The sequence below is a fragment of the Paenibacillus sp. TAB_01 genome (assembly GCF_043945595.1).
In the GTDB taxonomy this organism is placed as follows: domain Bacteria; phylum Bacillota; class Bacilli; order Paenibacillales; family NBRC-103111; genus Paenibacillus_S.
The window spans coordinates 5,479,514-5,503,735 of record NZ_JBIFNP010000001.1; the positions used below are offsets into that span (position 1 = coordinate 5,479,514).

General features: G+C 52.5%; 23 protein-coding genes, 1 tRNA gene and 2 pseudogenes. 15 read left to right on the top strand and 11 right to left on the bottom strand.

Going from position 1 to position 24,222, the window contains the following annotated elements; translation table 11 throughout:
- The first annotated feature begins 45 nt into the window (after nt 1–45).
- Both ACHHV8_RS26695 and ACHHV8_RS26700 read left to right on the top strand, forming a co-directional pair.
- The gene (locus ACHHV8_RS26695) at nt 46–732 is read left to right on the top strand and encodes a helix-turn-helix domain-containing protein (protein WP_395162398.1); all 687 of its coding nucleotides are present in this window, start codon (nt 46–48) and stop codon (nt 730–732) included.
- Between the two features lie 130 nt (nt 733–862).
- A pseudogene (locus tag ACHHV8_RS26700) lies at nt 863–2,027 on the top strand (glycerate kinase).
- 144 nt (nt 2,028–2,171) lie between these two features.
- Here the strand turns inward: ACHHV8_RS26700 and ACHHV8_RS26705 are convergent.
- On the bottom strand, nt 2,172–2,753 hold the full coding sequence (locus ACHHV8_RS26705; protein ID WP_395162399.1) for a helix-turn-helix domain-containing protein: 582 nt from the start codon (nt 2,751–2,753) through the stop codon (nt 2,172–2,174).
- Between the two features lie 111 nt (nt 2,754–2,864).
- Between ACHHV8_RS26705 and ACHHV8_RS26710 the strand changes: the two genes are divergently transcribed.
- A complete protein-coding gene (locus ACHHV8_RS26710; RefSeq protein WP_395162400.1) occupies nt 2,865–4,136 on the top strand; it encodes a CynX/NimT family MFS transporter in 1,272 nt (423 codons plus the stop codon).
- A 443-nt stretch (nt 4,137–4,579) separates the two neighbouring features.
- Nucleotides 4,580–4,708, top strand: coding sequence for a hypothetical protein (locus ACHHV8_RS26715; RefSeq protein ID WP_395162401.1), 129 nt, complete (start codon nt 4,580–4,582; stop codon nt 4,706–4,708).
- A gap of 71 nt (nt 4,709–4,779) precedes the next feature.
- Here the strand turns inward: ACHHV8_RS26715 and ACHHV8_RS26720 are convergent, their stop codons facing one another.
- A complete protein-coding gene (locus ACHHV8_RS26720) occupies nt 4,780–5,640 on the bottom strand; it encodes an ATP-dependent DNA ligase (RefSeq protein ID WP_395162402.1) in 861 nt (286 codons plus the stop codon).
- A gap of 105 nt (nt 5,641–5,745) precedes the next feature.
- Here ACHHV8_RS26720 and ACHHV8_RS26725 point away from each other — a divergent pair, with 105 nt between their 5' ends.
- Nucleotides 5,746–5,976 carry an alpha/beta-type small acid-soluble spore protein gene (locus ACHHV8_RS26725; protein WP_395162403.1) on the top strand — a complete coding sequence of 77 codons (231 nt, stop codon included), beginning with the start codon at nt 5,746–5,748 and terminating at the stop codon, nt 5,974–5,976.
- 83 nt (nt 5,977–6,059) lie between these two features.
- Here ACHHV8_RS26725 and ACHHV8_RS26730 read toward each other — a convergent pair whose 3' ends face one another.
- Entirely contained in the window at nt 6,060–6,830 is a 771-nt protein-coding gene (locus ACHHV8_RS26730; RefSeq protein WP_395163640.1) for a nucleotidyltransferase domain-containing protein, read from the bottom strand.
- Between the two features lie 259 nt (nt 6,831–7,089).
- On the opposite strand from ACHHV8_RS26730, the gene ACHHV8_RS26735 reads away from it, so the two are divergent.
- The 3 genes from ACHHV8_RS26735 to ACHHV8_RS26745 all read left to right on the top strand — a co-directional run bounded on the left by ACHHV8_RS26735 (nt 7,090) and on the right by ACHHV8_RS26745 (nt 8,667).
- Nucleotides 7,090–8,079, top strand: coding sequence for a siderophore ABC transporter substrate-binding protein (locus ACHHV8_RS26735; protein ID WP_395162404.1), 990 nt, complete (start codon nt 7,090–7,092; stop codon nt 8,077–8,079).
- A 121-nt stretch (nt 8,080–8,200) separates the two neighbouring features.
- Nucleotides 8,201–8,271: transfer RNA gene (locus tag ACHHV8_RS26740), tRNA-Gly, on the top strand.
- Nucleotides 8,272–8,496: 225 nt separating this feature from the next.
- Nucleotides 8,497–8,667: a hypothetical protein gene (locus ACHHV8_RS26745; RefSeq protein ID WP_395162405.1), complete on the top strand. Its 171-nt coding sequence runs from the start codon at nt 8,497–8,499 to the stop codon at nt 8,665–8,667.
- 157 nt (nt 8,668–8,824) lie between these two features.
- Here ACHHV8_RS26745 and ACHHV8_RS26750 read toward each other — a convergent pair whose 3' ends face one another.
- From ACHHV8_RS26750 to ACHHV8_RS26765, 4 genes are all read right to left on the bottom strand, one after another.
- Complete coding sequence (locus tag ACHHV8_RS26750; protein WP_395162406.1) at nt 8,825–9,253, bottom strand: GNAT family N-acetyltransferase; 429 nt, start codon at nt 9,251–9,253, stop codon at nt 8,825–8,827.
- 85 nt (nt 9,254–9,338) lie between these two features.
- Nucleotides 9,339–9,803: an SRPBCC family protein gene (locus tag ACHHV8_RS26755; RefSeq protein WP_395162407.1), complete on the bottom strand. Its 465-nt coding sequence runs from the start codon at nt 9,801–9,803 to the stop codon at nt 9,339–9,341.
- A 122-nt stretch (nt 9,804–9,925) separates the two neighbouring features.
- On the bottom strand, nt 9,926–10,456 hold the full coding sequence (gene lepB, locus ACHHV8_RS26760; RefSeq protein ID WP_395162408.1) for a signal peptidase I: 531 nt from the start codon (nt 10,454–10,456) through the stop codon (nt 9,926–9,928).
- Nucleotides 10,457–10,547: 91 nt separating this feature from the next.
- A complete protein-coding gene (locus ACHHV8_RS26765) occupies nt 10,548–10,991 on the bottom strand; it encodes a hypothetical protein (RefSeq protein WP_395162409.1) in 444 nt (147 codons plus the stop codon).
- A 170-nt stretch (nt 10,992–11,161) separates the two neighbouring features.
- On the opposite strand from ACHHV8_RS26765, the gene ACHHV8_RS26770 reads away from it, so the two are divergent.
- The 3 genes from ACHHV8_RS26770 to ACHHV8_RS26780 all read left to right on the top strand — a co-directional run bounded on the left by ACHHV8_RS26770 (nt 11,162) and on the right by ACHHV8_RS26780 (nt 13,481).
- On the top strand, nt 11,162–12,082 hold the full coding sequence (locus ACHHV8_RS26770; RefSeq protein WP_395162410.1) for an aldo/keto reductase: 921 nt from the start codon (nt 11,162–11,164) through the stop codon (nt 12,080–12,082).
- A gap of 195 nt (nt 12,083–12,277) precedes the next feature.
- Nucleotides 12,278–12,676: a hypothetical protein gene (locus ACHHV8_RS26775; RefSeq protein ID WP_395162411.1), complete on the top strand. Its 399-nt coding sequence runs from the start codon at nt 12,278–12,280 to the stop codon at nt 12,674–12,676.
- Entirely contained in the window at nt 12,627–13,481 is an 855-nt protein-coding gene (locus tag ACHHV8_RS26780) for an MFS transporter (protein WP_395162412.1), read from the top strand. The genes ACHHV8_RS26775 and ACHHV8_RS26780 overlap by 50 nt, the downstream gene beginning before the upstream one ends.
- A gap of 181 nt (nt 13,482–13,662) precedes the next feature.
- Here the strand turns inward: ACHHV8_RS26780 and ACHHV8_RS26785 are convergent, their stop codons facing one another.
- The 3 genes from ACHHV8_RS26785 to ACHHV8_RS26795 are packed head-to-tail and all read right to left on the bottom strand — an operon-like array spanning nt 13,663 to nt 15,805.
- Complete coding sequence (locus ACHHV8_RS26785) at nt 13,663–14,232, bottom strand: hypothetical protein (protein ID WP_395162413.1); 570 nt, start codon at nt 14,230–14,232, stop codon at nt 13,663–13,665.
- A 26-nt stretch (nt 14,233–14,258) separates the two neighbouring features.
- Nucleotides 14,259–15,335, bottom strand: a complete 1,077-nt coding sequence (locus ACHHV8_RS26790; RefSeq protein WP_395162414.1) for a copper resistance CopC/CopD family protein — start codon at nt 15,333–15,335, stop codon at nt 14,259–14,261.
- A gap of 56 nt (nt 15,336–15,391) precedes the next feature.
- On the bottom strand, nt 15,392–15,805 hold the full coding sequence (locus tag ACHHV8_RS26795; RefSeq protein ID WP_395162415.1) for a DUF2203 domain-containing protein: 414 nt from the start codon (nt 15,803–15,805) through the stop codon (nt 15,392–15,394).
- 233 nt (nt 15,806–16,038) lie between these two features.
- Between ACHHV8_RS26795 and ACHHV8_RS26800 the strand changes: the two genes are divergently transcribed.
- The 4 genes from ACHHV8_RS26800 (at nt 16,039) to ACHHV8_RS26815 (ending at nt 22,643) form a co-directional block, all read left to right on the top strand.
- Entirely contained in the window at nt 16,039–17,919 is a 1,881-nt protein-coding gene (locus ACHHV8_RS26800; protein WP_395162416.1) for an LTA synthase family protein, read from the top strand.
- 529 nt (nt 17,920–18,448) lie between these two features.
- Complete coding sequence (locus tag ACHHV8_RS26805; protein ID WP_395162417.1) at nt 18,449–20,674, top strand: ribonucleoside-diphosphate reductase subunit alpha; 2,226 nt, start codon at nt 18,449–18,451, stop codon at nt 20,672–20,674.
- Nucleotides 20,675–20,702: 28 nt separating this feature from the next.
- Nucleotides 20,703–20,861 (top strand): hypothetical protein, encoded by a 159-nt coding sequence (locus tag ACHHV8_RS26810; RefSeq protein ID WP_395162418.1) that lies wholly within the window; start codon nt 20,703–20,705, stop codon nt 20,859–20,861.
- A 741-nt stretch (nt 20,862–21,602) separates the two neighbouring features.
- The gene (locus ACHHV8_RS26815; RefSeq protein WP_395162419.1) at nt 21,603–22,643 is read left to right on the top strand and encodes a ribonucleotide-diphosphate reductase subunit beta; all 1,041 of its coding nucleotides are present in this window, start codon (nt 21,603–21,605) and stop codon (nt 22,641–22,643) included.
- A 264-nt stretch (nt 22,644–22,907) separates the two neighbouring features.
- On the opposite strand, the pseudogene ACHHV8_RS26820 reads toward ACHHV8_RS26815, so the two are convergent.
- A pseudogene (locus tag ACHHV8_RS26820) lies at nt 22,908–24,192 on the bottom strand (arsenic transporter); the annotation flags it as partial.
- Between the last annotated feature and the right edge of the window lie 30 nt (nt 24,193–24,222).

Consider the following 24,222-nt stretch of genomic DNA (forward strand, 5'->3'; position numbering starts at 1 on the left):
AGATTCTATTTCAACATTTTCCGACATTCACGGAGGGTTTACATTGTGAATATTCTTTCCAACTTTGGGCTCAGAGTCAAAGAGCTCCGATTAAAGTCCGGCATGTCCCAGGAAGTGCTGGCCATCCGGTCCGGCCTGGACCGTTCCTACATAGGAGGCGTCGAGCGCGGGGAGCGGAACGTTTCGCTGCAAAATATCCAGAAAATAACGAATGCGCTGGATGTCGATACGAGCTACTTTTTCGACGACGAACGCTTCGCGCTGCATTCCGCTTATTTGAAGAGCGAATACAATAAGGCGCTCACCGAGCGTTTCGCCTACCATATCGACTTCGACCATCAGGTGATCGCCTGGCAGGTGAAGGGCGTGCTAAACGTACAGGACGTCAATAAGATAAGCTTCGATCTGAAGCTTGCCTGCACTTATTTGACGAAGGGGCATATCAAGCTGCTGATCGACAACCGCGGCATGATGGCCAACGGACAGCCTTTCGTGTTTACCCCTGAGGTCAATGAGAAGAACGAGGAGCTGCAGCGGTGGATGTTCCCCCACTGTCAAAAGGTTGTGGTGCTGTGCAACTCCAAGCTGATGAAGAACCAGCTGGACCGTCTAGCTGCACGAAGCGGCATCGGCGCAATCTCCCTCCACCTGTTCGGGAAAGCATCCGACCCCATCGTTCAGGAAGCGTACCGCTTTCTCGATATTCCTCATAACCAGCTCATCACGGTGTAAGAGCACCTCATCTTCTGTCCGAACCCTGCAAACACGAAGAACATTCACAGAACGCCGACATCATGTATAATGGGAATATAATTGCATTTGTACATACCCTTATACCCATGAGATGGAAGGTGTGCTCAAGATGAAGATTGTGATTGCCCCCGATTCTTATAAAGGAAGCGTTTCTGCAGCCGATGCGGCGGACGCCATCGAGAAAGGTATTCGGCGTTACCTCCCGCAGGCGGAAATCGTGAAGGTTCCGGTGGCCGACGGCGGCGAAGGCACGTTGGACAGCTTGATTGCGGCTGCCGGAGGGGAGCGCGTTCCCTTCACGGTTCAGCGAACGGCTCGGCCGTGCCGTCCAGGCACAATACGGTCTTCTCCACCAAGGAGATGAAGCTGTTGCTGTCATTGAAATGGCAAGCGCCTCCGGTTTAACGCTGATTTCGTCCGAGGAACGCGATCCTCTGAAAGCGTCTACGTATGGAACCGGCGAATTAATCAAAAAGGCGCTGGATGACGGCTGCAGACGATTTCTGCTTGCCCTCGGTGGAAGCGCAACCAACGACGGCGGTGCCGGCATGCTGCAGGCACTCGGGCTGAAGCTGCTGGATGCCGAGGGAACCCCGCTCGCCGACGGCATCGGCGGAGGCGAGCTTCACCGCATTGCGTCGATCGACGACAGCGGCTGGGATTCGCGCGTTGCCGAAGCGAGCTTTCTGATCGCTACCGACGTTCAGAATCCTTTCGTCGGGCCAAGCGGCGCATCGCATGTGTTCGGACCGCAGAAGGGCGCTTCGCCCGATCAGGTTGAGCAGCTGGACCGCAATCTGCACGCATGGGCCGACCGGATTGAGGCCCACACCCGCATCCGCCTGCACGATAAACCGGGGGCCGGGGCGGCCGGCGGCATCGGCGGCGCTTTCCTGGCTTTCTTCCCTACCTCGATCCGCCGCGGCATCGACGTCGTGATCGAGTATGCCAAGCTTGCCGAGCGGCTGCAGGGAGCGGATCTGGTTATTACCGGCGAAGGCCAGATCGACTTCCAGACCGCTTCGGGGAAAACGCCGATGGGCGTAGCTCAAGAAGCCCAGAAGCTGGGCATCCCCGCCTTCGCCTTGGCCGGCTCCGTCGGTAAAGGCATCGAAGCGCTGTACGAAGTCGGCATTCAAAGCGTCCGCAGCATCGTCAACGGACCGATGACGCTTCAAGAAGCGATGGAGCGCGCTCCGGAGCTGCTGGAGCAGGCTGCCGAGCAGCTGGTGCGGACGTTCGTAGTTCCGCGCGATTCCGCTATCCATGGCTAATCATTGATGCCATGCGGCAATGAGCGAGGGTTGTGCCGTTTTAAGCGGCACTCCCAGCGCTCTTTTTTAACATGATAGTTTTCGAGGTCCCCGCAAAGTACCTGAGTCCGCCTCGAAGCATAAGCTCCACTTTGCGGGGTTATTTTATGCGTCCGGGTATTCCAGCATCAGTTGAAGGACCGCTGCAGCTCCGCTCGGATTCTTATAGCTGTGGACAGAATCGCCCCGAAACCGGACGGAATCATAAGCTTCCAGCTCGTAGAGCTGGGAGCCTATTTCGATTTGCACCGAACCGGATAAGACCGTTGCGGTTTCTACGACTCCTCCAGGGTGAAACTCCTGTGTGTAGCTGCTGTTCGGCTGCAAGAACGCGCGATACAGCTCCGCCCCGCGCCGGGCCCCTCCGGGGAACATCGGTTCAATTCTCCAAGGCCCCTCCGTAAAATGAGGCCCTGTGCCGGGCCTGGATACAAGCACCCCCTGCTCCGGCAAAAACAAGGCCGATAAAGGGATATCCAATCCATCCGCTATCCGCCACATCACCGCCAAGCTCGGGTTCGTCTCCCCCCGCTCGATTTTGCCCAGTGTCAGCTTGCTTACTCCCGTCTTATCTGCAAGCTCATCCAGACTCCACTTTTTTTCCTTGCGTTTTTGTCTAAGCAGGGAGCCTATCCGTTCCACCATCGCCTGTATTTCCACAGGATTCGTTTCTTTGGTCTCGTCCATCCCAAACACCCCATAAAAATATTAAAGTTTACTTTTACATAAAATAAGTATATCATAGTTAGCTATCGAAACAAAACAAGCATCAGTTTAAGCTGAAAAGGAGAAATAGCTATGCGTGTAAGCCAAACGCCGCCGCTGGCAGCTGCCCCCATTCGGACCGGCAGAGTCCTGCTGGCTATCGGCATCATTCTTATTGCTTCCAATCTGCGGGCCGCCATTACGTCGGTCGGTCCTTTAACGGGCATGATCCGTGCGGACACCGGCTTATCTAATGTAGCGACAAGCTTGTTAACGGCGCTCCCCCTGATCGCCTTCGCTCTGCTGTCTCCCCTCGCCTCCGGCTTCGCGAGACGGTTCGGGTCGGAGGCCGTGCTGGGGCTGAGTCTGGTTCTGCTGGCAGGGGGTATCCTGCTCCGCTCGGTTCCTTCTTCCCTTCTGATGTTTGCAGGGACGGCCCTGCTCGGTGCCGCCATTGCCATCGGCAATGTGCTTTTGCCGGGAGTGGTGAAGCGTTATTTTCCAGATAAGGTCGGTCTGATGACCGGACTTTACACCACGTCCATGAGCGTATGGGCGGCCATCGCCTCGGGGCTCAGCGTGCCCGCTGCGGAAAAGCTCGGGCTTGGCTGGCGCGGCTCGATCGGCTGCTGGGCTGTGCTGGCCATCGCAGGCCTCGCTGCCTGGCTGCCTCAGCTGCGCTCTAAAGCTCCCCGGCCGGATGCCGGGCTTCATGCGCTCTCGGCGCTGCATAGCAGCGGAACAGCCCCTAGCACAAGCGGACGACCGCAAACTGCGCCGAAGCCCGTCAACATTTGGCGCTCCAGGCTGGCGTGGCAGGTATGCTTCTTTATGGGGTTTCAGTCGCTTGGTTTTTATGTCACGATAGCATGGCTTCCCGATATGCTGAGCGTCCGTGGCTTGAGTCCGACCTCCGCGGGCTGGATGCTGTCCATCATGCAGTTCGTCAGCCTGCCGGCTTCCTTTATCGTTCCGGTTCTTGCAGGCAGGTTCGCCCATCAGCGGGGACTCGTTGCCGTCATTACCGTAATCTATGTTGCAGGATATGCGGGCCTGCTGTGGGGCGGGGCGATGCCCGCCGTCTTGTGGATCGTTTTGATCGGGATTGCCCAAGGCGCGTCGATCAGTCTTGCGCTTGCCTTCTTCGGACTGCGGACCTCCCATGCGGGACAAGCCGCGCAGCTATCCGGGATGGCGCAGTCTCTCGGCTATCTTCTCGCCGCTGTAGGACCTGTTATGATCGGCTATGTACATGATATCACTCACGCATGCAACCGTTCCTCTGCTGATCCTTATGGGGACCACAATTCTTCTGGGCCTATCCGGCCTTGGCGCCGGGCGAAGCATCCAAATCGGTTCCGGTGAAGCCGATGCCGAAGCTGAAGCTACAGCATAAGCAAGCCAAAGCCTAAGCAGGGCATCAGACTAGGTCTCAGCCGAAACATAATCCTAAGTCGCAGTTCCTGAAGCGCAGAACGGCCCACCGCCTTTTCATCAAGTATAAAAAAGGCATCGGGTTGACAAGCTACAAGGGAAGATGGTTGAAAAATCAGCGAAGCCTGTGTGCTGAATCCTCTGCAGAAGCGCAAGCATCCGCGCCTTTGCCCTCGGTTTTCAAACGGGATAAGCGGTGAAATCCGGTACAAGCAGGGATCGGACGCAAGATTCTCACCCGGCTCCGCATCCACAGCGATGACTTTTTCATCTGTCTTCGAGAAGGCGCACCGTCTATTATTTAAAGGAGCTGTTGAATATGAAAAACAATGGTAACCGAGAAGTCCTGCATCCGGCAGAAGAATCGAATGTGATTGTCGACCGCAAAGCTCCCGGTTCCAACCGATATGCTGAGCGAATTCGTCGAGGAAACGATAGAAAACATTCAGCATTTATTCGATCATGAAGACCAGCATGAAACGAAAAACAATAAAAAGGAGTAGACGCCCCGTCTGCTCCGCGTACAGCAAATCCCCGTCTTCGGTAAATGAAGACGGGGATTTTTCAAGTTGGGCTATGTGATAAAATCGATAAATGAAGGTTCTCTCAGCATCCCACTCCGCAGCACGCCCCTATGCTTTACCCGGGCTTTCAACTGCGGTGTTATATAGATATAATCCGTTTCCTCCCGAGCTGCGGAGGACAACTGCAGCCGTGCTGCAAATTCTTTTTTGTGCAGCGGGGTTATCCCCTGCTCCACCAGTCCCGCAGCCTTCCGCTCGCCGTTCTCCCCGGCCTCTATAAGCCACCCGAGACTGTCCTTCCGGTAACCGGCAATATACACGTCGGCGTATTGAGGACGAATGATTTTCAGCCAGTCATGCGAACGTCTGGAGACATAAATTCCTCCCTTTCGTTTGGCGACGATCCCTTCCATTGAAGAATCCTCTATCGATCGGAACAATTCTTCTCCATTCCCCTCGGTTTGAGGTACCAGCTTAAAAAAATCATTTTCCTGAAGCACCGATTCCAGAATCGCTCTGCGTCTGATCAGAGGCAGGCTGCGCAGATCTCGTCCTTTGAGAAAAAGAATGTCCCACACATAGTAGCGGACAGGTCTGTGCAGGGCAAATGCGCGGATTTTGTCCTTCTTTTTCAACTGAAGGCGATCCATCACCAGCTCGTAATCCGTACGTCCGCTCTCAGGATCGGTACAGCATACTTCCCCATCCAATACAAGGTCGCCTACAACCGGCACCTGATGCAGCTCGGGATACTGCCGTGTACAGTCTTTGTGATCACGCGTGAACAGCCGTGTTTCCAATCCGTTTCTGGATAAAATGAGCCGATGTCCATCCATCTTCGGTTCAAAAATGTAAGCCGGATCGGAGAACGGCTTGTCCTTGGCATCCAAAAGCATTGGAGAGATAAACATAAGCATCACCAATTTAAATTGTAACACGAGCGGAAGGATGAATAATTAGGGAAAACATGGGGGAAAGTAAACTTACATTTTATAGAATGAATGGAGGAATTGAACATGGCAAGAGGACAATCCAGAAGCAGCAATCAATTGGTGGTACAGCAGGCGGCATCCGCTTTGGAGCAGCTGAAGTACGAGGTGGCGCAGGAGCTCGGTATTCAAATTCCGCAGGACGGCTACTACGGTTATATGGCCACACGCGACACGGGGGCTATCGGCGGCCACATGGTCCGCAAACTCGTACAAATTGCAGAGCAGCAAATTGCAGGCGGCAGCCGGTTGTTATAATCGGCCCGACCGGGCATTGGACAACCCGCCGGTTTAATAGCCTGCGGGTTGTTTGCTTTTTATAGATCGCGACGCTCCACGCTTTATAAGAAGCGGACTCCCCACACCTCCTGCAGCGCCGAGCGAAACAAATCATCCAGCTGCCGGTTCAGGTTCCCCACGGTCTGCGTCATCTGCGCAGCCGTCCGTTCAAAGAAACCGATCCGCTCCTCCGAATAATCATGAAGAAGGTGGATGCCGGTTTCGTCATCAAGCTCTTCCCCAAGCTTTTTCCTGACGACACACTCGTCTATCACGCTTCTCAGCTCGCTGTCCGCCGGAACCAGTTTCTCCATAAGCTCGTCAAACGGCATAGGCGGTATCTCGTTAAATTTCTCGATCCAGCCGCAAGCTAGAACCGGCCGCAGCACGTAAAAATATTTTTTGGCCTTCATCCGTTCTCCCTGCAAATACGCCTTGAGGTTGCGTTTAGCCATGTTCAAGTAATGGTACATACACGATTTCGGCAAGAAGGCGAGCGGAGCCATGCTTCGTATTTGAGCTGCGACAGCGTAAGGCTCCCAATACGAGATCGGGGAATGAAGCCACTCCAGCAGCGTCGGGTTCGATTTTCTGAGCAGCTGCAGCGCTTTTTTCAAATCCCAGCCGCTGATATCCAGCTTATCGCTGATCGGACGCTCTATCACATTCGGCTGATCCAAGATGGTTACGTACCCGTCTAACGGACGAAGATACAAGAAGCGGACGTCATAATCGCTCTCTTCCGATGAAAGCCCCCACGCCCGGCTGCCGGATTCACAGGCATAAAGAATGCGGACGTTCTCTTCCTGTTCGATCTTTCTTAATTGCTCCATAATTTGCCGGCCAATCTCTTCTGTCACAACGCTTCCTCCCTGCTCTGTCCCACCGATATAGAAATGTCCATGCCAATAGTAAAATTGTCTATTCCAAGACGGATTTTTTTATGTAAAATTGATGATAATGATTCTCATTTTCGTTTGTAATTCGCAGGACGGCTTACATACGGTTGCTTTGAAATAAAATGGTTAACGGCTTTGCGTAGCGGGCCGGAACTAATTTTATATATAAAAAAGAAGGTCAGGTGTGGTTAGAATGAAGAAAAGCTTTCCCCTCATGTTGCTCATTATTTGCATAGCGCTCGTAGCAGCCGCTTGCGGTACAACCAGTCCCGCTGCGGACTCGAAGAACAGCGCGGCTCCGGCCACTTCCAACGGAGGAACGCCGCAGGCGCAGCCTTCTGAAGAGCTTACTTTCAAGCATCAACTAGGCGAAACGAAAATTAAGAAAAACCCGAAAAAAGTCGTCGTTTTCGATTTCGGCGCATTGGATTCCCTGGATAAGCTGGGCGTCGATGTTGCGGGTGTCGTACAAAGTAATCTTCCCGATTATTTAGCTAAATACAAAGACAGCAAATATCAAAGCATCGGTACGCTGAAAGAGCCGGATTTCGAGAAAATCAATGCGATCAAGCCGGATCTGATTCTGATTTCCGGAAGACAGCAAACCTTTTACGGAGAACTGAGCAAAATTGCGCCAACGATCTTCATCGGCGTGGACAATAAAAACTTCCTGGAATCATTCAAAAGCAATATGAAAATGCTCGGCCAAATCTTCGGTAAAGAATCGGCTGTCGATGCAGAGCTGGCCAAAATCGATCAAACGATCAAAGACGTGAAAGCTCAAGTAGCCGCTAACGGCAAAAACGCTCTTGTTATTCTAGCAGATGACGGCACTATCGGCGCTTTCGGACCAGGCTCCCGTTTCGGCCTTGTTCACGATGTACTGGGCATTCCAGCCGTAGATAAGAATCTGGATACCGCAACACACGGACAAAGCATTTCCTTCGAATTTATCGCGCAAAAAAATCCGGACTATCTGTTTGTCATCGACCGCGCCACAGCTGTTGGCAAAGGCGATAAAGTAGGGGCTAAAGCACTGGTAGAGAACGAGCTGGTTAAACAAACCAAAGCGTTCCAAGATAAACACATCGTTTACTTGGATCAAAGCGTTTGGTACCTCTCCGGCGGCGGCCTTGAATCTGTAGCAGCCATGGTCGGCGAAATTGCCAAAGGATATAAATAAGGAGAATTACACGGTCCGTCCTTCCGAATCGCGAGAAACGGCAGGGCGGGCTTCATTATTTAAGAGGTTTTGGTTGATTTTTGCATATAACTGTGCAATAATTTAAAAGCAGTAAGCACCTGCGGGTGTAGTTCAATGGCAGAACTCCAGCTTCCCAAGCTGGTGGCGTGGGTTCGATTCCCATCACCCGCTTACTATGAAAACCCTTGAGAAATCAAGGGTTTTTCTTTATTTTCGACCAAAGGAAGACGATATTATGCTTATGGGACAGATGACAGGGGCAGAAAGTGTCCTCCAAGTGATATACTCATATGATTGAAACGCATGGACCATTAAAGTTGACCAGCATTATCCGGCATAATACAATAGATTTCATCCTGCCGAAATTATGGAAATAATCAATGAAGGAGCAACTAAATGAAAATCGCTTCTCTTCCCCAAGCCAAGTTGAATATCTCAGTCCAAAGAAACGGGCAGCCTTATATATCAGGCAATGAAAAAATTCATTTAGTGAAAAACTTGAAGAAGCTGCCCAAAAAAATAATGACACCGCCGCCGGATCGCTCGAATCAGGTGTTAATGCGCTAATCCGGCTTGGGATTTCTTCACGGGCTGAAGGAATGGATTCAAAAGGAGAATGGAGGAGTGTCCTCTTTCAATTTGGACGCGCAGCTCAATGAACTTCGAAAGAAGCCCTCCATCCGATAAGGAAGAGGGCGGTTAGATTTACCAGCTGCGCCCGATTTCAAGAAAGCTCCAGATTAAATACTTCCTGAGATTTTACTCTCGTATATCCGATCCTCTCATAAAATTGGTGGGCTTCCTTTCTATGGCCGCTGGAACGCACCCGGACAAACGGGTAGTTTTGTTCTCTAGCCCATGCTTCGCATTCTCTCATCAGCTGCTCACCGATTCTCTTGCGTCTGTGCAGGCTGCTGACCACCAGGCCGCCGATTTCCGCAAATGACGGGCTTTCCAGCAAATGTCTGCCGTGTACATGCACCCAGGCCGCAACGTCGCCTTCAATCTCCATTACAAAGACAGCGTTATCCTCGCGGTTCATAAGATTCAGCAGGCGTTCTTTCATCTGCTCCTCCGAGACAGGATAGCCCAGCTCGTTGGACAAGCTTGCTATATGCGCAGCGTCGGATGCTCTTGCGGTACGGATTTGCATGAACACTTCTCCCTTCACAAAATTGACAGATTTCCATGCCCTCCATTATACCATTTATCCCCATAATTAGGACTCATGGATTCATTTACGACGGCCCTGCATCCCGCTCCGCCGCTTGCTTGATATACAAATTTCGCTTCGTCAGCAGCTGGCGCATATACCGTTCCAGGAACAGCACGTTGGCCAAGCTGCCAAGCACCCCCAAAGGAGCGTCATAATCGAACGTATCGATCATACGGGTTCCCTCAGCTCCGCTCACAAACCGATGCTCATGGCGAAACCGTTGGAACGCCCCGCGGACCATCTCATCGACAAAATAATGCGGCCGCTCCATCTCGGTGATCCGGGCCGTCAGCTTCTGCTTCACGCCAAAATGAATCGCTTCCCATGTAACGCTCTCGCCCAGCTCGATAAATCCGCTCATCACGCCGCCAACCGCTCTCTCCTTCGTCTGCGAAGTCGACTCGGTATGAATATCGATGCTGCGGGCCAAGTCAAAGCAGCGTTCGATCGGCGCTTGAATGAGCAGCTCAATTCTAATGACAGGCACGCCAAGCCCCCCTTCCCGAAACGGTTTCGTCTCTTCTGTTTATCATCATAAACGAAGCCGCGCACAATAAAAAGCACACGGCTTCGGCGGGTCATCCCGGCACGAACCATGTGCTGTATTTTTTACTTATCTAAGCTGCCGATATGATTGAAAGGAAAATAACGGAACATCACTTTGCCCACCAGCTTGTCTTTGGCAACAAACGGCGTCGTCGGCCACAAATGAGAGTCCTCACTGTCGTTGCGGTTATCCCCGAGGAAAAAATAATGGTTCGCCGGGACCGTCACCGGACCGTACGTATAATTCATTTTCTGGCTAAGGTACGGCTCGTCCACCTTCTGTCCGTTGCGGATCAAGACACCGTCCTTCACCTCAATCGTATCTCCAGGCAGGCCGATCAGCCGCTTCACGAACCGTTCGTTCTCATGCCCTTCGAGCGGAGGATAAAATACAACGACATCACCGAAGTTGAAATCGGTCAGGTCGACCATTTTCTCGACTAAAATTTTATCGTCCAGTTGAATTGTAGGCAGCATCGATCCGGTAGGAACTGTCATGCCCTGCGCTACATACGTGTTAAAAGTAAAGCTGACTATCGCTGCGATTGCCAAGGTGGGAACCCATTCCTTGATCCACCGTTTCACCTGTTGCATCTCTTCAACTCCCTTTTCTTTTTTGCTCTGCCTTTCACTTTACACGATTCGGGAGCACGAAAGATTAAAGGAGCATAAATTTTGAGCGGCGTTATTTGGCAGGAGCGGCAGGCGATTTATTTTCCACGTATACGTATTCTTTGAAATGGTGGTCTCCAATGTTCCCTTCCACTTCCACCTGTTTCGTGTCCTTCCAGTTTTTAATCTGGGCGCTGGACGTTAAAGCTACAGAAGAACCGGATACCATATCGGATGCAATCCCGATAGGAATTACTTCCGGATCCTGATCGTTACGAATAATGCTTACCGTTGCGTCGGCCAGCTTTTCATTTCCCAGATAAGTCACTGTCGGGTATTCCTTCAATGTGCTTCCGCTGGCTTTATACTCCAGCTTCACCTTCCAATGATCCGAGTGGCCCTCCAGTACGGCCGGACGGGTTCCGATGTCGTCGGCGCCATTTTTGGTGCAGGCCGTGAAAGCCGTTAATGCGACCAGCGGAATAAGAACTGCAAATCCAAGCTTCTTTTTCAACATGAATGATCGTCTCCCCTTTACCTTGCCTTCATTATAATTTGGATATGCTGGCAACATTTTATTCCAAAATGGCGTTCGGAATCAAGTTTCTTTGACTTTGCCGCAGGCTCGTCGGTACAATAAGAATGGACAGCATCCAATATCATCCAATATCAGGGAGGGAAAGCAAAATGAAATACCGCAGATTGGGAAGCACGAATCTCAAGGTCTCGGTCATCGGGGTCGGCACATGGCAGTTCGGCGGCGAGTGGGGAAAAGCTTTTACGCAAGAAGAGGCTGACGCCATTCTGGATCAAGCTCACGCCTCCGGCATCAACCTGATCGATACGGCCGAGTGCTACGGCGACCATACCTCTGAAGCCTTGATCGGCGATTACGTGTCGCGCCGGCGCCGGGAGGATTGGGTGATCGCCACGAAATTCGGCCATCATTTTCACGGTCATCAGGAGCGGACGCAGCACTGGTCTCCGCAGGAAGTACTTCAGCAGCTGGACGCATCCTTGAAGGCGCTGCAAACGGATTATATCGACCTTTATCAATTCCATTCCGGCTCCGACGAAGCATTCGATCAGGACGAGCTGTGGACCTTATTGGATAAACAGGTGCAAGCAGGCAAAATCCGCCACCTCGGCACCTCGATCGGCAGCAACGATAATCTCCACCAGACAGCGGCTTCGCATAAGGTAGGCTCACAGGCCATCCAGGTGGTCTATAACCGCTTGGACCGCAAGCCCGAGGAACGCGTCTTCCCTTCCTGCGAGGAGCAGGATCTGGGCGTTCTGGCGCGCGTGCCGCTTGCCAGCGGCTACTTAAGCGGCAAATACAAGCCGGGGGCGGTATTCGGCGACAACGACGTGCGGCAGCGCCATGACCGGGAGCAGACCGCAGCCAAGCTCGAGGAGGTCCAGCGCATCCGCGAGAACGAGGTGCCGCAGGGCGTGGATATGGCCACCTGGTCGCTGGCCTGGTGTTTGAAGCATCCCGCGGTAACAGCCGTCATTCCGGGCTGCAAGAGCCCCGAGCAGGTCATATCCAACGCCGCGGCAGCGGAATATGTATCCGATTTGCATAAGCAGAGCTGGAAGGATTAATCTATCCATCCCTGCTGTTATGCGGATCTGCGGGCTGTAGGAGCGAATCTGGACTCGTATTTGGATGAGCAAGATAATCCATGTTTTTGCACAGAACCGTCCATGTCTTTCCATCCTTCAACGCGATATGCTAGTCGGTGAACTCAAACTACGGAGCGCAATGCTCCCGCTGCCAAGAAAGAAGGCTTGAGACCGATGAAGCTGACAACCCGTATCTACCTGGATGCCGCCCTGCAGAATATGAAGAGCGTCACGTTCTTCACCTTCTTGCAGGTGCTTATTGCGCGTCTGGGCGCAAGCAATTTTGAAATCGCCTTATCTAACTCACTCCCGCCTCTGTTCTGCGCGCTGTCGCTGGCTTTTATTACCAGACAGCTCCCGCTGACCAGAGGTGTTTTTCTTACAAGCGGATATATCCGGCAGTTCGCCTTCCTCTGCATGGCGTTCTCCGTGCTGCTTCCCCATCCGATTCCTTACCTGCTGTTCTTCTGGTTCGATCAATGCGATAGCGGTGATGGTTACCGGGGCGCAGCAGCCGGCCATTATGCGCAAATGGGTTGCCGCCAACGAGTTCCCGCGTATCTTCAGCAATAATAAAATTATCGGCATCCTCATCGTCACGTTCGGCAGCTTCGGCATCGGATACTTTCTGGACGCCTTCGATTGGATGTTCCCGAAAAACTACGTGATCTCCATGCTTATCGGCTGCTTCGCCACCTTCGCCGGGATGTCGCTGATTGCCGAGCTCGCTCCCAAAGAGAAGACTCCCATCAAGCTGACCTGGGTCCGGCCGCTGCAGGAATGCGACCGCCGCACGTGGTGGATGGGCCTGAACAATGTCGGCATCGCGATGGTGACGCCGCTGTTCGTCATTTATCATGTCAACGTGCTGAAGCTGAGCAACTCCCAGATTGCCTATTTCGTGGTCATAGCGGGGATCGTCTCCACCGTGCTTCTTCCGGTGGCCCGTAAATGCATGGAACGGTACGGCATGATAAAAGTATACGGCGTCGCCGTGATCGGTATGGCGCTGGCCGTGCTGCCCTACGGCTTTATCCATTCGTTCTGGCTGCTGTTCATCGCACAGGGATGGGTCGGCGTATGCCTGTCCGTGCATGAAGTTGCCTCACAGACGATCATGATGAAGGAGGCGGCGAAGCACCGCAAGGAGATGGCCTATTTCTCCGACTTCCAGCTCGTTATGAATGCGGGCAACGGCCTCGGCGCCTTGGCGACCGGCATCCTGGTCTCCGTGCTTCCGATCTGGGGATGCTTTATCGTCATCGGTATATCCCGGCTGTGCTTCTACTTCAGCTACCGCGCTTCGGAGGAAGGAGACCCCGTACAGGCCGCCTCCCTGCAGTCCAACCGCGGCCAAGCCAATTCTGCCAAAAGCTAGAGCGAGAGCGGGACCGGCTCTCACGCCGGCAGCCCTTCGGCTGAAATTCGTATGTTCCCACAGCTTCCCGGCTGTCATTCCTATATTAATAGTAAAAAGCCGCCAAACCCGCAGCGTTCCGGATCGATAGTCCGAATGCGCGCCGGGTTGGCGGCTTTATTTTTTCCTTCATATATAAAATTTAAAACAGCCGGATCTGCTTATCGTAAACCGTCTCATCATCATTGCTGTCCATAACCCGGATCTCGACATTCCAATAGCCGGGATAGGGCAGATAGGCGCCGCGCGCGGTGTACATATACATTTTCAGATCGCCGTAGGCTTCCTCGGGAATGCCGCTCTTATCCTCAGTCCAGACGAGAGGCACCTCCAGCGGCGCAATATCCTTCGTCTTGGCGTCCTGGAGCTTCATGACGATCTGCTTCGGCTTTCCGAGCGTCTCAGGCAGCCAGACCTTCACGGTAAAATTGTTTACCCCCGGCACATTCGGCGTAATTTGGGCGGTCATATGAATCTTCTCGCCCATCACATGCCAGTTCAAAGGTTCGTTCGCCGGCAGCGGCGTCAAATAAGTGAACACGCCGACAATCGCGGTAATCAGGAGCGCCAGCACGGCATCCGTCCGCAGTAACACCTTGGCTTGCTGCAGCTTGCGTCTGCGGTACAGGAGACGGATAGACGCACCGGTCAGCACAACGAGCAGCACGAGGGCGCTTTTGACAAGCAGCAGCTGCCCCCACTGCGTATCCACAATGTATGCCGGATTCGGCAGGAAGATCAGGACCAGAGCACACCGGAAACAACCAGCAGCACGATAGAGAACAGCGCCGCTGACGAGAATTTGGGCAGGAAGGCCATCCCTTCCTCTTGATTCTTGCGCCACAGCAGCAGCAGCATGAACAGACCGCCTACCCACAGCGCCGCAGCCGCCAAATGAATCCAATCCAGCACAATCGTCTGGGCGGCAGGCTCGAAGACCGAAGCATGACCGTTAAGCCCCTTCGTGAGCCAGATGCAGAGCAGCCACAGCAGGTCGAGCCACAGGCTCCGGTAGAGCACGACGAAGCTGAGCAGCGATAACAGCAGAGAGGCTATCCAAATATAGCCTGCCCCCGTACTCGTAAAAATCGCCGTCAGCGCATCCGCCCCGCCGTCGCCGATCAATGCATACACATGCGTAAACATAAAGAAAATAAATACGATGAGGTAGACTCGCTGCAGTTGAGCGCCCCAATTCGATAAATAGGAGGCCGTGCCCGCCTCCATCCGGTTGCCGCTCAGCCGCATCCATAATACCCAGCCGGTAAAGGCCAGCATGACTATGTAATACAGTATGCGGGAGATGAACTGCACCGCATCCTCGAAGCTTAAGCCTGTGCTGAGCCCGTGGGCATGAAGATGCTCCATTTCCCCCGGCGTCCCGGACGGGAGCTGGCTCAAAGGCTGCCCTACCGCAAACAAGTAGGTCCCGTCAACTGGATGCCCGTCTGCGGAAATAATATGATAGGTTACGAGATAATTGCCCGAGTCCAGCTTGGGGAGATCCAGCAGTACGGCTGTATGATCTCCGTTCATCCTTGCCTTGTCACTCGTGACGGGCTTCTTGTTCATATCCAATACCTTGATGTAAAAGGCGCCGTCCTCCAGCCGTTCATTGAACGTTAGAACGACCTGCTCCGGCGCTTGGCCGAGCTCCGCGTTGGCCGCGGGAACGGCCTCCAGCAAGCTTGCGTGCGCCGAAGCACGCAGAGGCATGCCCGCAATAAACAGCACAGCGAAGCAAACGGCCAGCGTAAAACGAAGCCAGCGCAGCGCATGCTCCGGCCCCTGTCCGATTCTAGTCATACAGCCCATTGTCAATAAATCCTCCTAACAGCCTCGTGGAATCAGCATGATCCGGACGAAACCGCTCAACCTTCCTCGTTCAGCCGTTTCCTTCCTGCAAACCCGTCATAAAGCCCATGGTAATGCTCTACGCGCTCTTCTCCCTGACGCCAGCACAGCAGCACTTCTTCACCGTTGAGCAGGGCAGGAAAGTCGATGAGTCCCGTATCCAGATCCTTAAGCTGTACGCCCTTAAGCTCAAAGCTTAGTAGTATTGTATTGCCCTCCACCTGCAAAAAGTCCATTTCGCACTCCAGTGTGAAATAGGGATCTCCCTCCTCAGAGACGATGCCGTATTCCCGGTGATACGCTTTCAGCTGCCGCAGCTGCTCGTATTTCTCCGCAAATTCCCTCTTGATGGACTGCAGCTTCTCCAATTCCGCCTTCACCAGAGGCAGCATGGCATTCGCTTCATCCAGGGTAAAATAGGTACGCTTCATCGTGGCTAACCTCCTTAAATCGGATGTTGATCGCGAACTATTTTTTATGAATTAATAACGAAAAGTAAGCTTCTCTTAATGTAGCATACTCCGGCAGGACAAACCAAATTTTTCACGGGACTGTCATACTTTCAACGGCAGGTTTATATCTTCACAAATCGGTCAATGAATGAGAAGTAATGATTGCGGGTACATATTCATAGATTGAAGAAAAACAGGAGGCCGCTCACAGAATGCAAAATACAAGGAACCATGCCTGGAGAAGTCCTTATATCATCTTCTCTCTGCTGTTATGGGCTAAAATGGCACTGCTTCGCTTCTACTTGTTCCACGAAGTGGATTGGAAAGGGTGGCTGCTCGATTTGGCGAGCGTGCTTGTCTTGACAAGCGTCTTTGAGCTGATTGTTCCGCGCAAAGGAAAAAAAACCGCCTACTGGTGTTTAAATTTGCTGCTCTCTATCATCTTTCTGGCGGCGACGCTTTACTTCGAGCATTTCGGCTCCGTCGTCACGTATACGGCCATTGCGGAGATCAAGCAGCTGATCCATATTTCATCCAGCGTGAAGGCGGCGCTTCATTTAGAGGATTTCTTATTTTTCGTTGACATGCTTATCGCCGTCATTATGCTGCTTATCCCGGGCCCCCGCCAAATTCGGCTTATGCAGGAAAGGTCTGTCCGCAGGTATGCGGTCCTGATTGTGCTCGTCATCGGTGCCGGCGCATCCGCTTATTTCATCCGGTACGACAAAGGCATTACCAACGAGCTCGTCCGGGCAGAGCAGCTTGGCCTGCTCAATTATGAAGTGTCTGTTGCCATTAACGGCATGAATGCTGAAAGCGAATCCAAATTTACGAGCATCGAACAGGCGGTTCTGGCCGTCAGCCGGGTGCAATCCCGGTTCAATTACGGCATTCAGCCGAGCGAAAGCGGCAAGCCGGCTTACTTCGGCTCCCAACAGGGCCGCAACGTCATCGTGCTGCAGCTGGAGGCTTTTCAGAACTTTCCGATTCATATGAAGTATAACGGCCAGGAATTGACGCCTGTATTGAATCAGCTGGCTTCGCAGAGCTTTTACTTTCCGCATGTGTTTCAGCAGGTAGGCCAAGGCAACACCTCCGACGCCGAGTTTATGTCGAACACCTCGATTTATCCGACCGGCACCATTCCTATGTCTACCGGCTACGGGGATCGTATCCTGCCCAGTATGCCCAGGCTGCTGGAGGAGCTCGGTTATGAAACGAATACGTTTCATGTCAACGAGGTTCACTTCTGGGACCGGAACAAGCTGTATCCAGCTATCGGATTTACACGCTACTATGACAAGCCCAATTATATCGACGATCATTTCAATTCGTTCGGCGCCTCGGACGAAGAACTGTTCCGTGTCGGTGTAGAAAAGCTGACCGAGCTGAAAAATCAGAATAAACCGTTCTATGCGCAGTTTATTACCGTATCCAGCCACTACCCTTTCAAAATTCCGGACGACCGGCGCAAGATGACCATTCCGGCCACCATCGAAGGCAAACAGCTGGGCGACTATCTGCTGTCGATCAACTATACGGATTACGCGGTCGGCACGCTGATCGAGAAGCTGAAAGCCGCAGGGCTGTGGGACAATACCGTGCTTATCGCTTACGGAGACCATTTCGGCTTGCAGCCGCAGGACAACGATACCAAGATGCTCAGTCAGGAGCTTGGCATTACGTACCACGAGTACGTGACGCGCTTCAACATCCCGCTCATCATCCATATTCCGGGTCAAACCGAAGGCCAGGTAATCGAACGGGCGGGCGGACAGCTGGATATTATGCCGACACTGGCCAACCTGCTGGGCATCTCGCTCGACGACAAAAACTTCGTTCATTTCGGGCAGGACCTGCTGAACATTCAAAAAAATACGTTCGGCATGCGGTACTATCTGCCAACCGGCTCGTTCTTTAACGACGATATTCTGTTCGTGCCCGGCAAAGGCTTCGATGACGGCACCGCCGTGTCGATCAAAACGCTTCAGCCTATAACAGATCTTACCCCGTACCGGAAAGATTATAACTATATCATGAGGCTGATAGGCATGTCGGATGAATATGTAAAATTACTTCCAAAACGCGAATAGGGGGCCTTCGGGCTCCTTTTTTTCTATCACTTGAAGTAGGACTATCCACCTATTTTTTCCACTCGTTTCCTTGAATCGAATCTCTTTTTTGCTTCTCGAAAACTTCGAAAAACCCCTGTTTACCGAGCCTTTCCCCCGTTTTCTACCGTTTTCTCTACTCTATCACGATGCGCTTGTCGAAAATTATTTAGATTGACACACACCATATCTTGAGGTAAATTCAATTTACGGCTTTAAAGACAACTAGATATTGTGGAAATAAGAACCATGCATGACAAAAATCGCCGCAATGCGCGCTACATAAGGGCCGCTCGACCGCAGCTTCCCTTCATTTGGCATGGAGACATACACAGCCTATTAAATCGCTTCTTCGCGTCTTCAGTTCAATAACGAATACAGCATATGGCATGACCGTCTCCTCGGGGCACGGACCTCATGCCTTTTATTTGCCCTGTCGTTTTTCTTATCATGATGCCAGAGCGTTCACTTGCTAGAGTCCCATTCTGGCTCAACAAAGGAGTAGTTGTAGATGATCATCGTAAAAAGAGACGGAACCCAGGAAGAGTTAGTTTTCTCCAAAATGAAAAAAGTGATCGACTTCGCCTGTGAGGCTTATCCGGAGTGTGACCCGCTGGAGCTGGAAACCGCGCTGCTGCCGCTGTTCCGCAACGGGATTTCGACGAAGGAAATCCAACGTCTTCTTATTCAAGTCGCTGTAGAAAAAACAAGCGTAGAGCAGCCAAGCTGGCAGTATGTAGCGGCTAAGCTGCTTGCCTATGATTTATATAAAGAAGCCCGGCTGAACCGCAAATACGGTCATTTCGGGTACGGCGACCTCTACTCCCTCGTTACTTATTTGACGGATATGGGACTCTACGGGAGTTACATATTGGAGCATTACACGAAGGAAGAAATCAACGAGCTCGGCACGTATATCAAGCCGGAGCGCGACTATTTGCTGAACTATATCGGACTCAAAACGCTAGCCGACCGTTACCTGATCCGCGGCCTGGACAAAGAAGTGCTCGAGCTGCCGCAGGAGCTGTTCATGGGTGTGGCCATGCACCTGGCAATGAAGGAGACGGACAAGCTGAAATGGGCCAAGCAGTTCTATGACGTGCTCAGCAGCCTGGAAATGACCGTTGCTACCCCGACGCTCGCGAATGCGCGCAAGCCGCTGCATCAGTTGTCCAGCTGCTTTATCGATACCGTTCCCGACAACCTGTGGGGCATTTACAACGTCGACCAGAGCTTCGCTCAGGTTTCCAAGCACGGCGGCGGCATGGGGATCTATGTCGGCAAAGTGCGCAGCCGCGGCTCCAACATTCGCGGATACAAAAATGTCGCCGGCGGCGTCGTGCCATGGATCAAAAACTACAACAATACAGCTATCGCGGTAGACCAGCTGGGCGTGCGCTCCGGCGCCGTAGCCGTTTACCTCGACGTATGGCATAAAGATATATTCGACTTTCTGAACCTGAAAACGAACAACGGGGACGACCGGATGAAAGCCCACGATATTTTCCCTGGCGTGTGCATCCCCGACTTGTTCATGAAAACCGTCAAAGAGCGCGGCACCTGGTACCTGCTCGATCCTCATGAAGTGCGCAAAGCCAAAGGCTATTCGATCGAGGACAGCTGGGGTGAAGAGTGGGAACGCCGCTACTGGGAGTGCGTCAACGACGACAAAATCTCCAAAGAAGAGATTCCTGCGATCGATATCATGAAACGGATCATGACTTCGTCGTTCGAAACCGGTACGCCGTTCCTGTTCTTCCGCGATACGGTCAACCGCGCGAATCCGAACAAGCATGCGGGCATGGTCTACTGCTCCAACCTGTGCACCGAGATTTGCCAGAACATGAGCCCGACCGAGCTGATCCAGACACAGCATGAGGACGGCATTATTACGAATCAAGTGAAGAGCGGCGACTTCGTCGTGTGCAACCTGTCGTCCTTGAACCTCGGCCGCGTATATACCAAAGAAGACATCGAGCGTGTCGTCACTACGCAAATGCGGATGATGGACAACGTCATCGACCTGAACTACTATCCGATTCCGCAAGCGGAAATTACGAATAAAAAATACCGCGCTGTCGGCCTGGGCTCCAGCGGCTATCATCAAATGCTCGCCCAGCTGAAAATTCAATGGGAGTCGGACGATCATGTCGCCAAAGCCGACGAGGTCTATGAATGGATGAACTATTACGCGGTTAAAGCTTCGATGGAGATCGCGAAGGAAAAAGGCGCCTTCCGCATGTTCGAAGACAGCGAATGGCAAACCGGCGCTTACTTCGATTCCCGCGGCTATAACAGCCCAGAATGGCTTGAGCTGAAGCAGCAGGTTGCCAAGCATGGCGTGCGCAACGGCTGGATGTTCGCTATCGCTCCTACGGCTTCGACTTCTTTGATTGCCGGCTCTACCGCGGGCATTGACCCGATCTTCAACAAATTCTTCGTCGAAGAGAAGAAAAACGCGGTCATCCCGCAAACGGCTCCTAACCTGAATGCAGAAACGATGTGGTTCTATAAGGAAGCTCACCGGATCGATCAGCTGTGGAGCATCAAGGCTGCAGGCGCCCGTCAGCGCCATATCGATCAGGCGCAGTCGTTCAACCTGTACATTACGCCTGAGCTGTCCGCGAAGGAATTCCTTGAGCTGTACGTGGCCGCTTGGGAGAACGGCTTGAAAACCGTTTACTACGTCCGAAACAAAAGCCTTGAAGTTGAGGATTGCGTAAGCTGCTCGGCCTAATGGGTATAATAGGAGTCAGTATGACAACTTGATGGAAGTCTGGTGGAAATGGATTCATGGCAGGGAATTGCAGAAAAGAGACTGGTACTCCACCGCTGCCCGCCCCCACAAAGTGACGAGAAGCTTCGATGCGAATTCCGATTACTTTGCGGGGAACCCTGATCTTGAAGTTGTCATCTTGCGGTAACAACTTCATTTCAAAGGCGGCTGTAAACTTTTACCGTACCAGCCCCTTTCCCTCTACCACATAGTACTCCAGTCGTCGTCAAACCGACTCCTGGTGGGTTAGTAGATTCGGTGTACCGGGGAAGCCGTACAACTTAGCAGCAGCGTAGCGATCTGCCTGCCTTTGACCTGGCTCTTCGTTCTTAGCCCTTAACCACGCGGCGTGAGACTCGCCGCGGTCGGCAGCAGCGTAGCGATCTGCCTCGCCTTTGACCTTGGCTTTTCGTTCTTAGCCCCTAACCCACGCGGCGTGAGACTCGCCGCGGTCGGCAGCAGCGTAGCGATCTGCCTCGCCTTTGACCTTGGCTTTTCGTTCTTAGCCCTTAACCCACGCGGCGTGAGACTCGCCGCGGTCGGCAGTAGCGTAGCGATCTGCCTCGCCTTTGACCTTGGCTTTTCGCTCTGCCCACTTGCACCACCCCAAAACGTGAAGCGTGTAAGCAGATGTACTTTGCCCCCGGCAAGGTACATCTGCGCACATAAGCGGGCCCAAGCACTACCGCACCACCCAACGAGCCAACGTATCACCTACGACCAGCACATTTGCACAACCGTGAAGCGTGTGAGCCTAAGCGCGGCTAGAATAGCCGCCGCTTAGGCTCACAGACGCGTTCCGAACCATCACATTGAACTCTCCCGTCCGGGGGGTCCAGGGGGCAAAGCCCCTTGGGTGCTCCTTGGGGGATTTAGGGGGTAGCCAACCTTGGATCAACTCAACAAAAAGAAACTGTTTAACGAACACGGAGACCGGGACTGGGGCAAACGCCGGATGATCGGCGGCAACACGACCAACCTGATCGAGCTCAATAACGTGAAATACGACTGGGCCACCAAAATGTACCGCACCATGATGAACAACTTCTGGATTCCTGAAGAAATCCCTCTGGCGCAGGACGCCAAGGATTACAAGTTTTTGTCTCCGGAAGAACGTCAAAGCTATGATAAAATTATCAGCTTCCTGATTTTCCTGGATTCGCTGCAGACGGCGAACCTGCCTAACATCAACGAATATATTACAGCGCCGGAAGTCAACCTGTGCTTGACCGTGCAGACCTTCCAGGAAGCCGTACATAGCCAGAGCTATTCCTATATCCTCGACAGCGTCGTATCGGCCGAGGCGAGGGACGATATTTACAACCAATGGCGCGAAGACAAGCATCTGCTGCGCCGCAACCGGTTCATTACCGACTTATATGAAAATTTCATCGAGGATCCATCCACCAGAAACCTGATGAAAACGATCATGGCCAACTACATCCTGGAAGGCCTTTACTTTTACAGCGGGTTCAGCTTCTTCTATGCGCTCGGACGCCAAGGCAAGATGCTCGGTACGGTTTCCGAAATCAAGTACATTCAGCGTGACGAGCTGACCCATTTGGCCTTATTCCAAAATATTTTCCGGGAAATCCGCAAAGAAAATCCTGAAGTATTCACGGACGAATTCGTCGAGGAGCTTCGGCAAATGATGAATACGGCTGTCCACCACGAAATCGAGTGGGGCCAATACATTACGAATAACAATATCAGCGGCCTCAGCAATGTGATCATCGATCAGTACATTAAGTACTTGTCCAATGAGCGCCTGAGAAACCTCGGGCTGGAAATTTTATTCCCTGAGGTGGTTGAGCACCCGATGAAATGGGTTGAAAGCTTCAGCAACATGAACAGCATGAAAACCGACTTCTTCGAGCAAAAGGTAACCAACTACAGCAAGTCCTCCAGCTTGAACTGGGACGACCTGTAAAAAGCCTATATAAAACAAAAGAGCAGCTCCCTTGAGCTGCACTCCAAATGGTAGACAAACATCTAACAAAGGAGTGCAATTCACAGCGGAATTGCTCTTTTCTCGTATATCAGCCTTTATGCCGATCCTTAATACAAATCCGGTTCTTTGATGCCTCGTTTAGCCTGCTTCGACGCTAAAACCGCCCTCATGACAGCTGCTGCAGCACCCAGAATTACGACCGATACCGTGACGAAAATCCAGATGCGCCCCTGCGAACCACTGCAGCCAATAAAGCCACAGACCAAGCCCGGTCAATGTAATCAACAACGTTGGGACCGTCAGCAGCACACCGATTTTAAAATAGGTGCCCCAGCCGATATATACCTGCTTCCGCGCAAGCACATGCAGCCACAAGAGGGTAGCCAGCGACCCGATGGGGGTCATTTTGGCCCAAATCGGAACCGATCACATTGGCATAAATAAGCGCTTCGCGAACCGCGCCTTCGGTGTGCGTGCCGTGAATTGCCAGAGCATCGATCATCACCGTAGGTAAATTGTTCATGACCGAAGACAGGATGGCAGCTAGAAATCCCATGCCCAGCGCCGCCGCAAAAATGCCTCTATCCGCAAAAGCCTGAATGATGCCGCCCAGGGCGTCGGTGAGTCCAGCATTTTTCAAGCCATACACGACCACATACATCCCGATGGAAAAAATGACGATAGTCCAAGGCGCTTCCTTCAGAAGCTTCCGGGTTTGAATCACCGGACTTCGGCGGGCCGCCAGCAGCAGGATAACCGTAGCGAGTCCGGCAAAGAAAGAAACCGGTATGCCCAAATATTCGCTGATAAAATAAGCGACCAGCAGAGCGCTCAAAATCACCCAGGACCATTTGAACAGCCGTATGTCTTTAATCGCCTCGGCCGGCTGCTTCAGCTGCTGTACCGGATAGCCGAGCGGGATTTCCTTTTTGAAATAAAGATACAGCACGAGCAGGCTGGCACCGATCGAAAAAACGGTCGGAACGAGCATCCGCCCGGCATATTGCGCAAATCCGACTCCGAAATAGTCTGCGGAAACAATGTTCACCAGATTGCTGATAATCAGCGGCAGCGAGGCTGTGTCCGCAATAAAACCGCTGGCCATAATAAAAGGCAGCACTTTTTTATCTTCGAATCGCAGCGCCCTTACCATCGAAAGCACAATCGGAGTCATAATCAGCGCGGCTCCGTCGTTGGCAAACAAAGCGGATACAACCGCGCCCAGCAGAATGACATACACAAACATGCGCATGCCGTTCCCGCGCGCTAACCGCGCCATATGCAGCGCAGCCCATTCAAACAGACCGATTTCATCCAGGATTAAAGAAATAAGGATGATGCCTACAAATGTCAGCGTCGCATTCCACACAATGCCCGTTACGGTGCCTACATCGGCAAAGCTGACGACTCCGAAGCTTAGCGCCAGCAAGGCTCCGGCTGCTGCGGACCATCCGATATTCAAGCCTTTGGGCTGCCAAATGACGAAGGTTAAGGTAAGTAGAAATAAAATGATAGCGGCGATTGCCATAACTGCACGTTCCTTATTCCATAATTCAAT

Bases quoted from the DNA above. Each gene is read 5' to 3' on its own strand.
- ACHHV8_RS26705 (WP_395162399.1), bottom strand. From the start codon at position 2,753: ATGGACGAGACCAAAGAAACGAATCCTGTGGAAATACAGGCGATGGTG.
- ACHHV8_RS26710 (WP_395162400.1), top strand. From the start codon at position 2,865: ATGCGTGTAAGCCAAACGCCGCCGCTGGCAGCTGCCCCCATTCGGACC.
- ACHHV8_RS26720 (WP_395162402.1), bottom strand. From the start codon at position 5,640: ATGTTTATCTCTCCAATGCTTTTGGATGCCAAGGACAAGCCGTTCTCC.
- ACHHV8_RS26725 (WP_395162403.1), top strand. From the start codon at position 5,746: ATGGCAAGAGGACAATCCAGAAGCAGCAATCAATTGGTGGTACAGCAG.
- ACHHV8_RS26730 (WP_395163640.1), bottom strand. From the start codon at position 6,830: ATGGAGCAATTAAGAAAGATCGAACAGGAAGAGAACGTCCGCATTCTT.
- ACHHV8_RS26735 (WP_395162404.1), top strand. From the start codon at position 7,090: ATGAAGAAAAGCTTTCCCCTCATGTTGCTCATTATTTGCATAGCGCTC.
- ACHHV8_RS26745 (WP_395162405.1), top strand. From the start codon at position 8,497: ATGAAAATCGCTTCTCTTCCCCAAGCCAAGTTGAATATCTCAGTCCAA.
- ACHHV8_RS26750 (WP_395162406.1), bottom strand. From the start codon at position 9,253: ATGCAAATCCGTACCGCAAGAGCATCCGACGCTGCGCATATAGCAAGC.
- lepB (WP_395162408.1), bottom strand. From the start codon at position 10,456: ATGCAACAGGTGAAACGGTGGATCAAGGAATGGGTTCCCACCTTGGCA.
- ACHHV8_RS26765 (WP_395162409.1), bottom strand. From the start codon at position 10,991: ATGTTGAAAAAGAAGCTTGGATTTGCAGTTCTTATTCCGCTGGTCGCA.
- ACHHV8_RS26770 (WP_395162410.1), top strand. From the start codon at position 11,162: ATGAAATACCGCAGATTGGGAAGCACGAATCTCAAGGTCTCGGTCATC.
- ACHHV8_RS26775 (WP_395162411.1), top strand. From the start codon at position 12,278: ATGAAGCTGACAACCCGTATCTACCTGGATGCCGCCCTGCAGAATATG.
- ACHHV8_RS26780 (WP_395162412.1), top strand. From the start codon at position 12,627: ATGCGCAAATGGGTTGCCGCCAACGAGTTCCCGCGTATCTTCAGCAAT.
- ACHHV8_RS26790 (WP_395162414.1), bottom strand. From the start codon at position 15,335: ATGGGCTGTATGACTAGAATCGGACAGGGGCCGGAGCATGCGCTGCGC.
- ACHHV8_RS26795 (WP_395162415.1), bottom strand. From the start codon at position 15,805: ATGAAGCGTACCTATTTTACCCTGGATGAAGCGAATGCCATGCTGCCT.
- ACHHV8_RS26800 (WP_395162416.1), top strand. From the start codon at position 16,039: ATGCAAAATACAAGGAACCATGCCTGGAGAAGTCCTTATATCATCTTC.
- ACHHV8_RS26805 (WP_395162417.1), top strand. From the start codon at position 18,449: ATGATCATCGTAAAAAGAGACGGAACCCAGGAAGAGTTAGTTTTCTCC.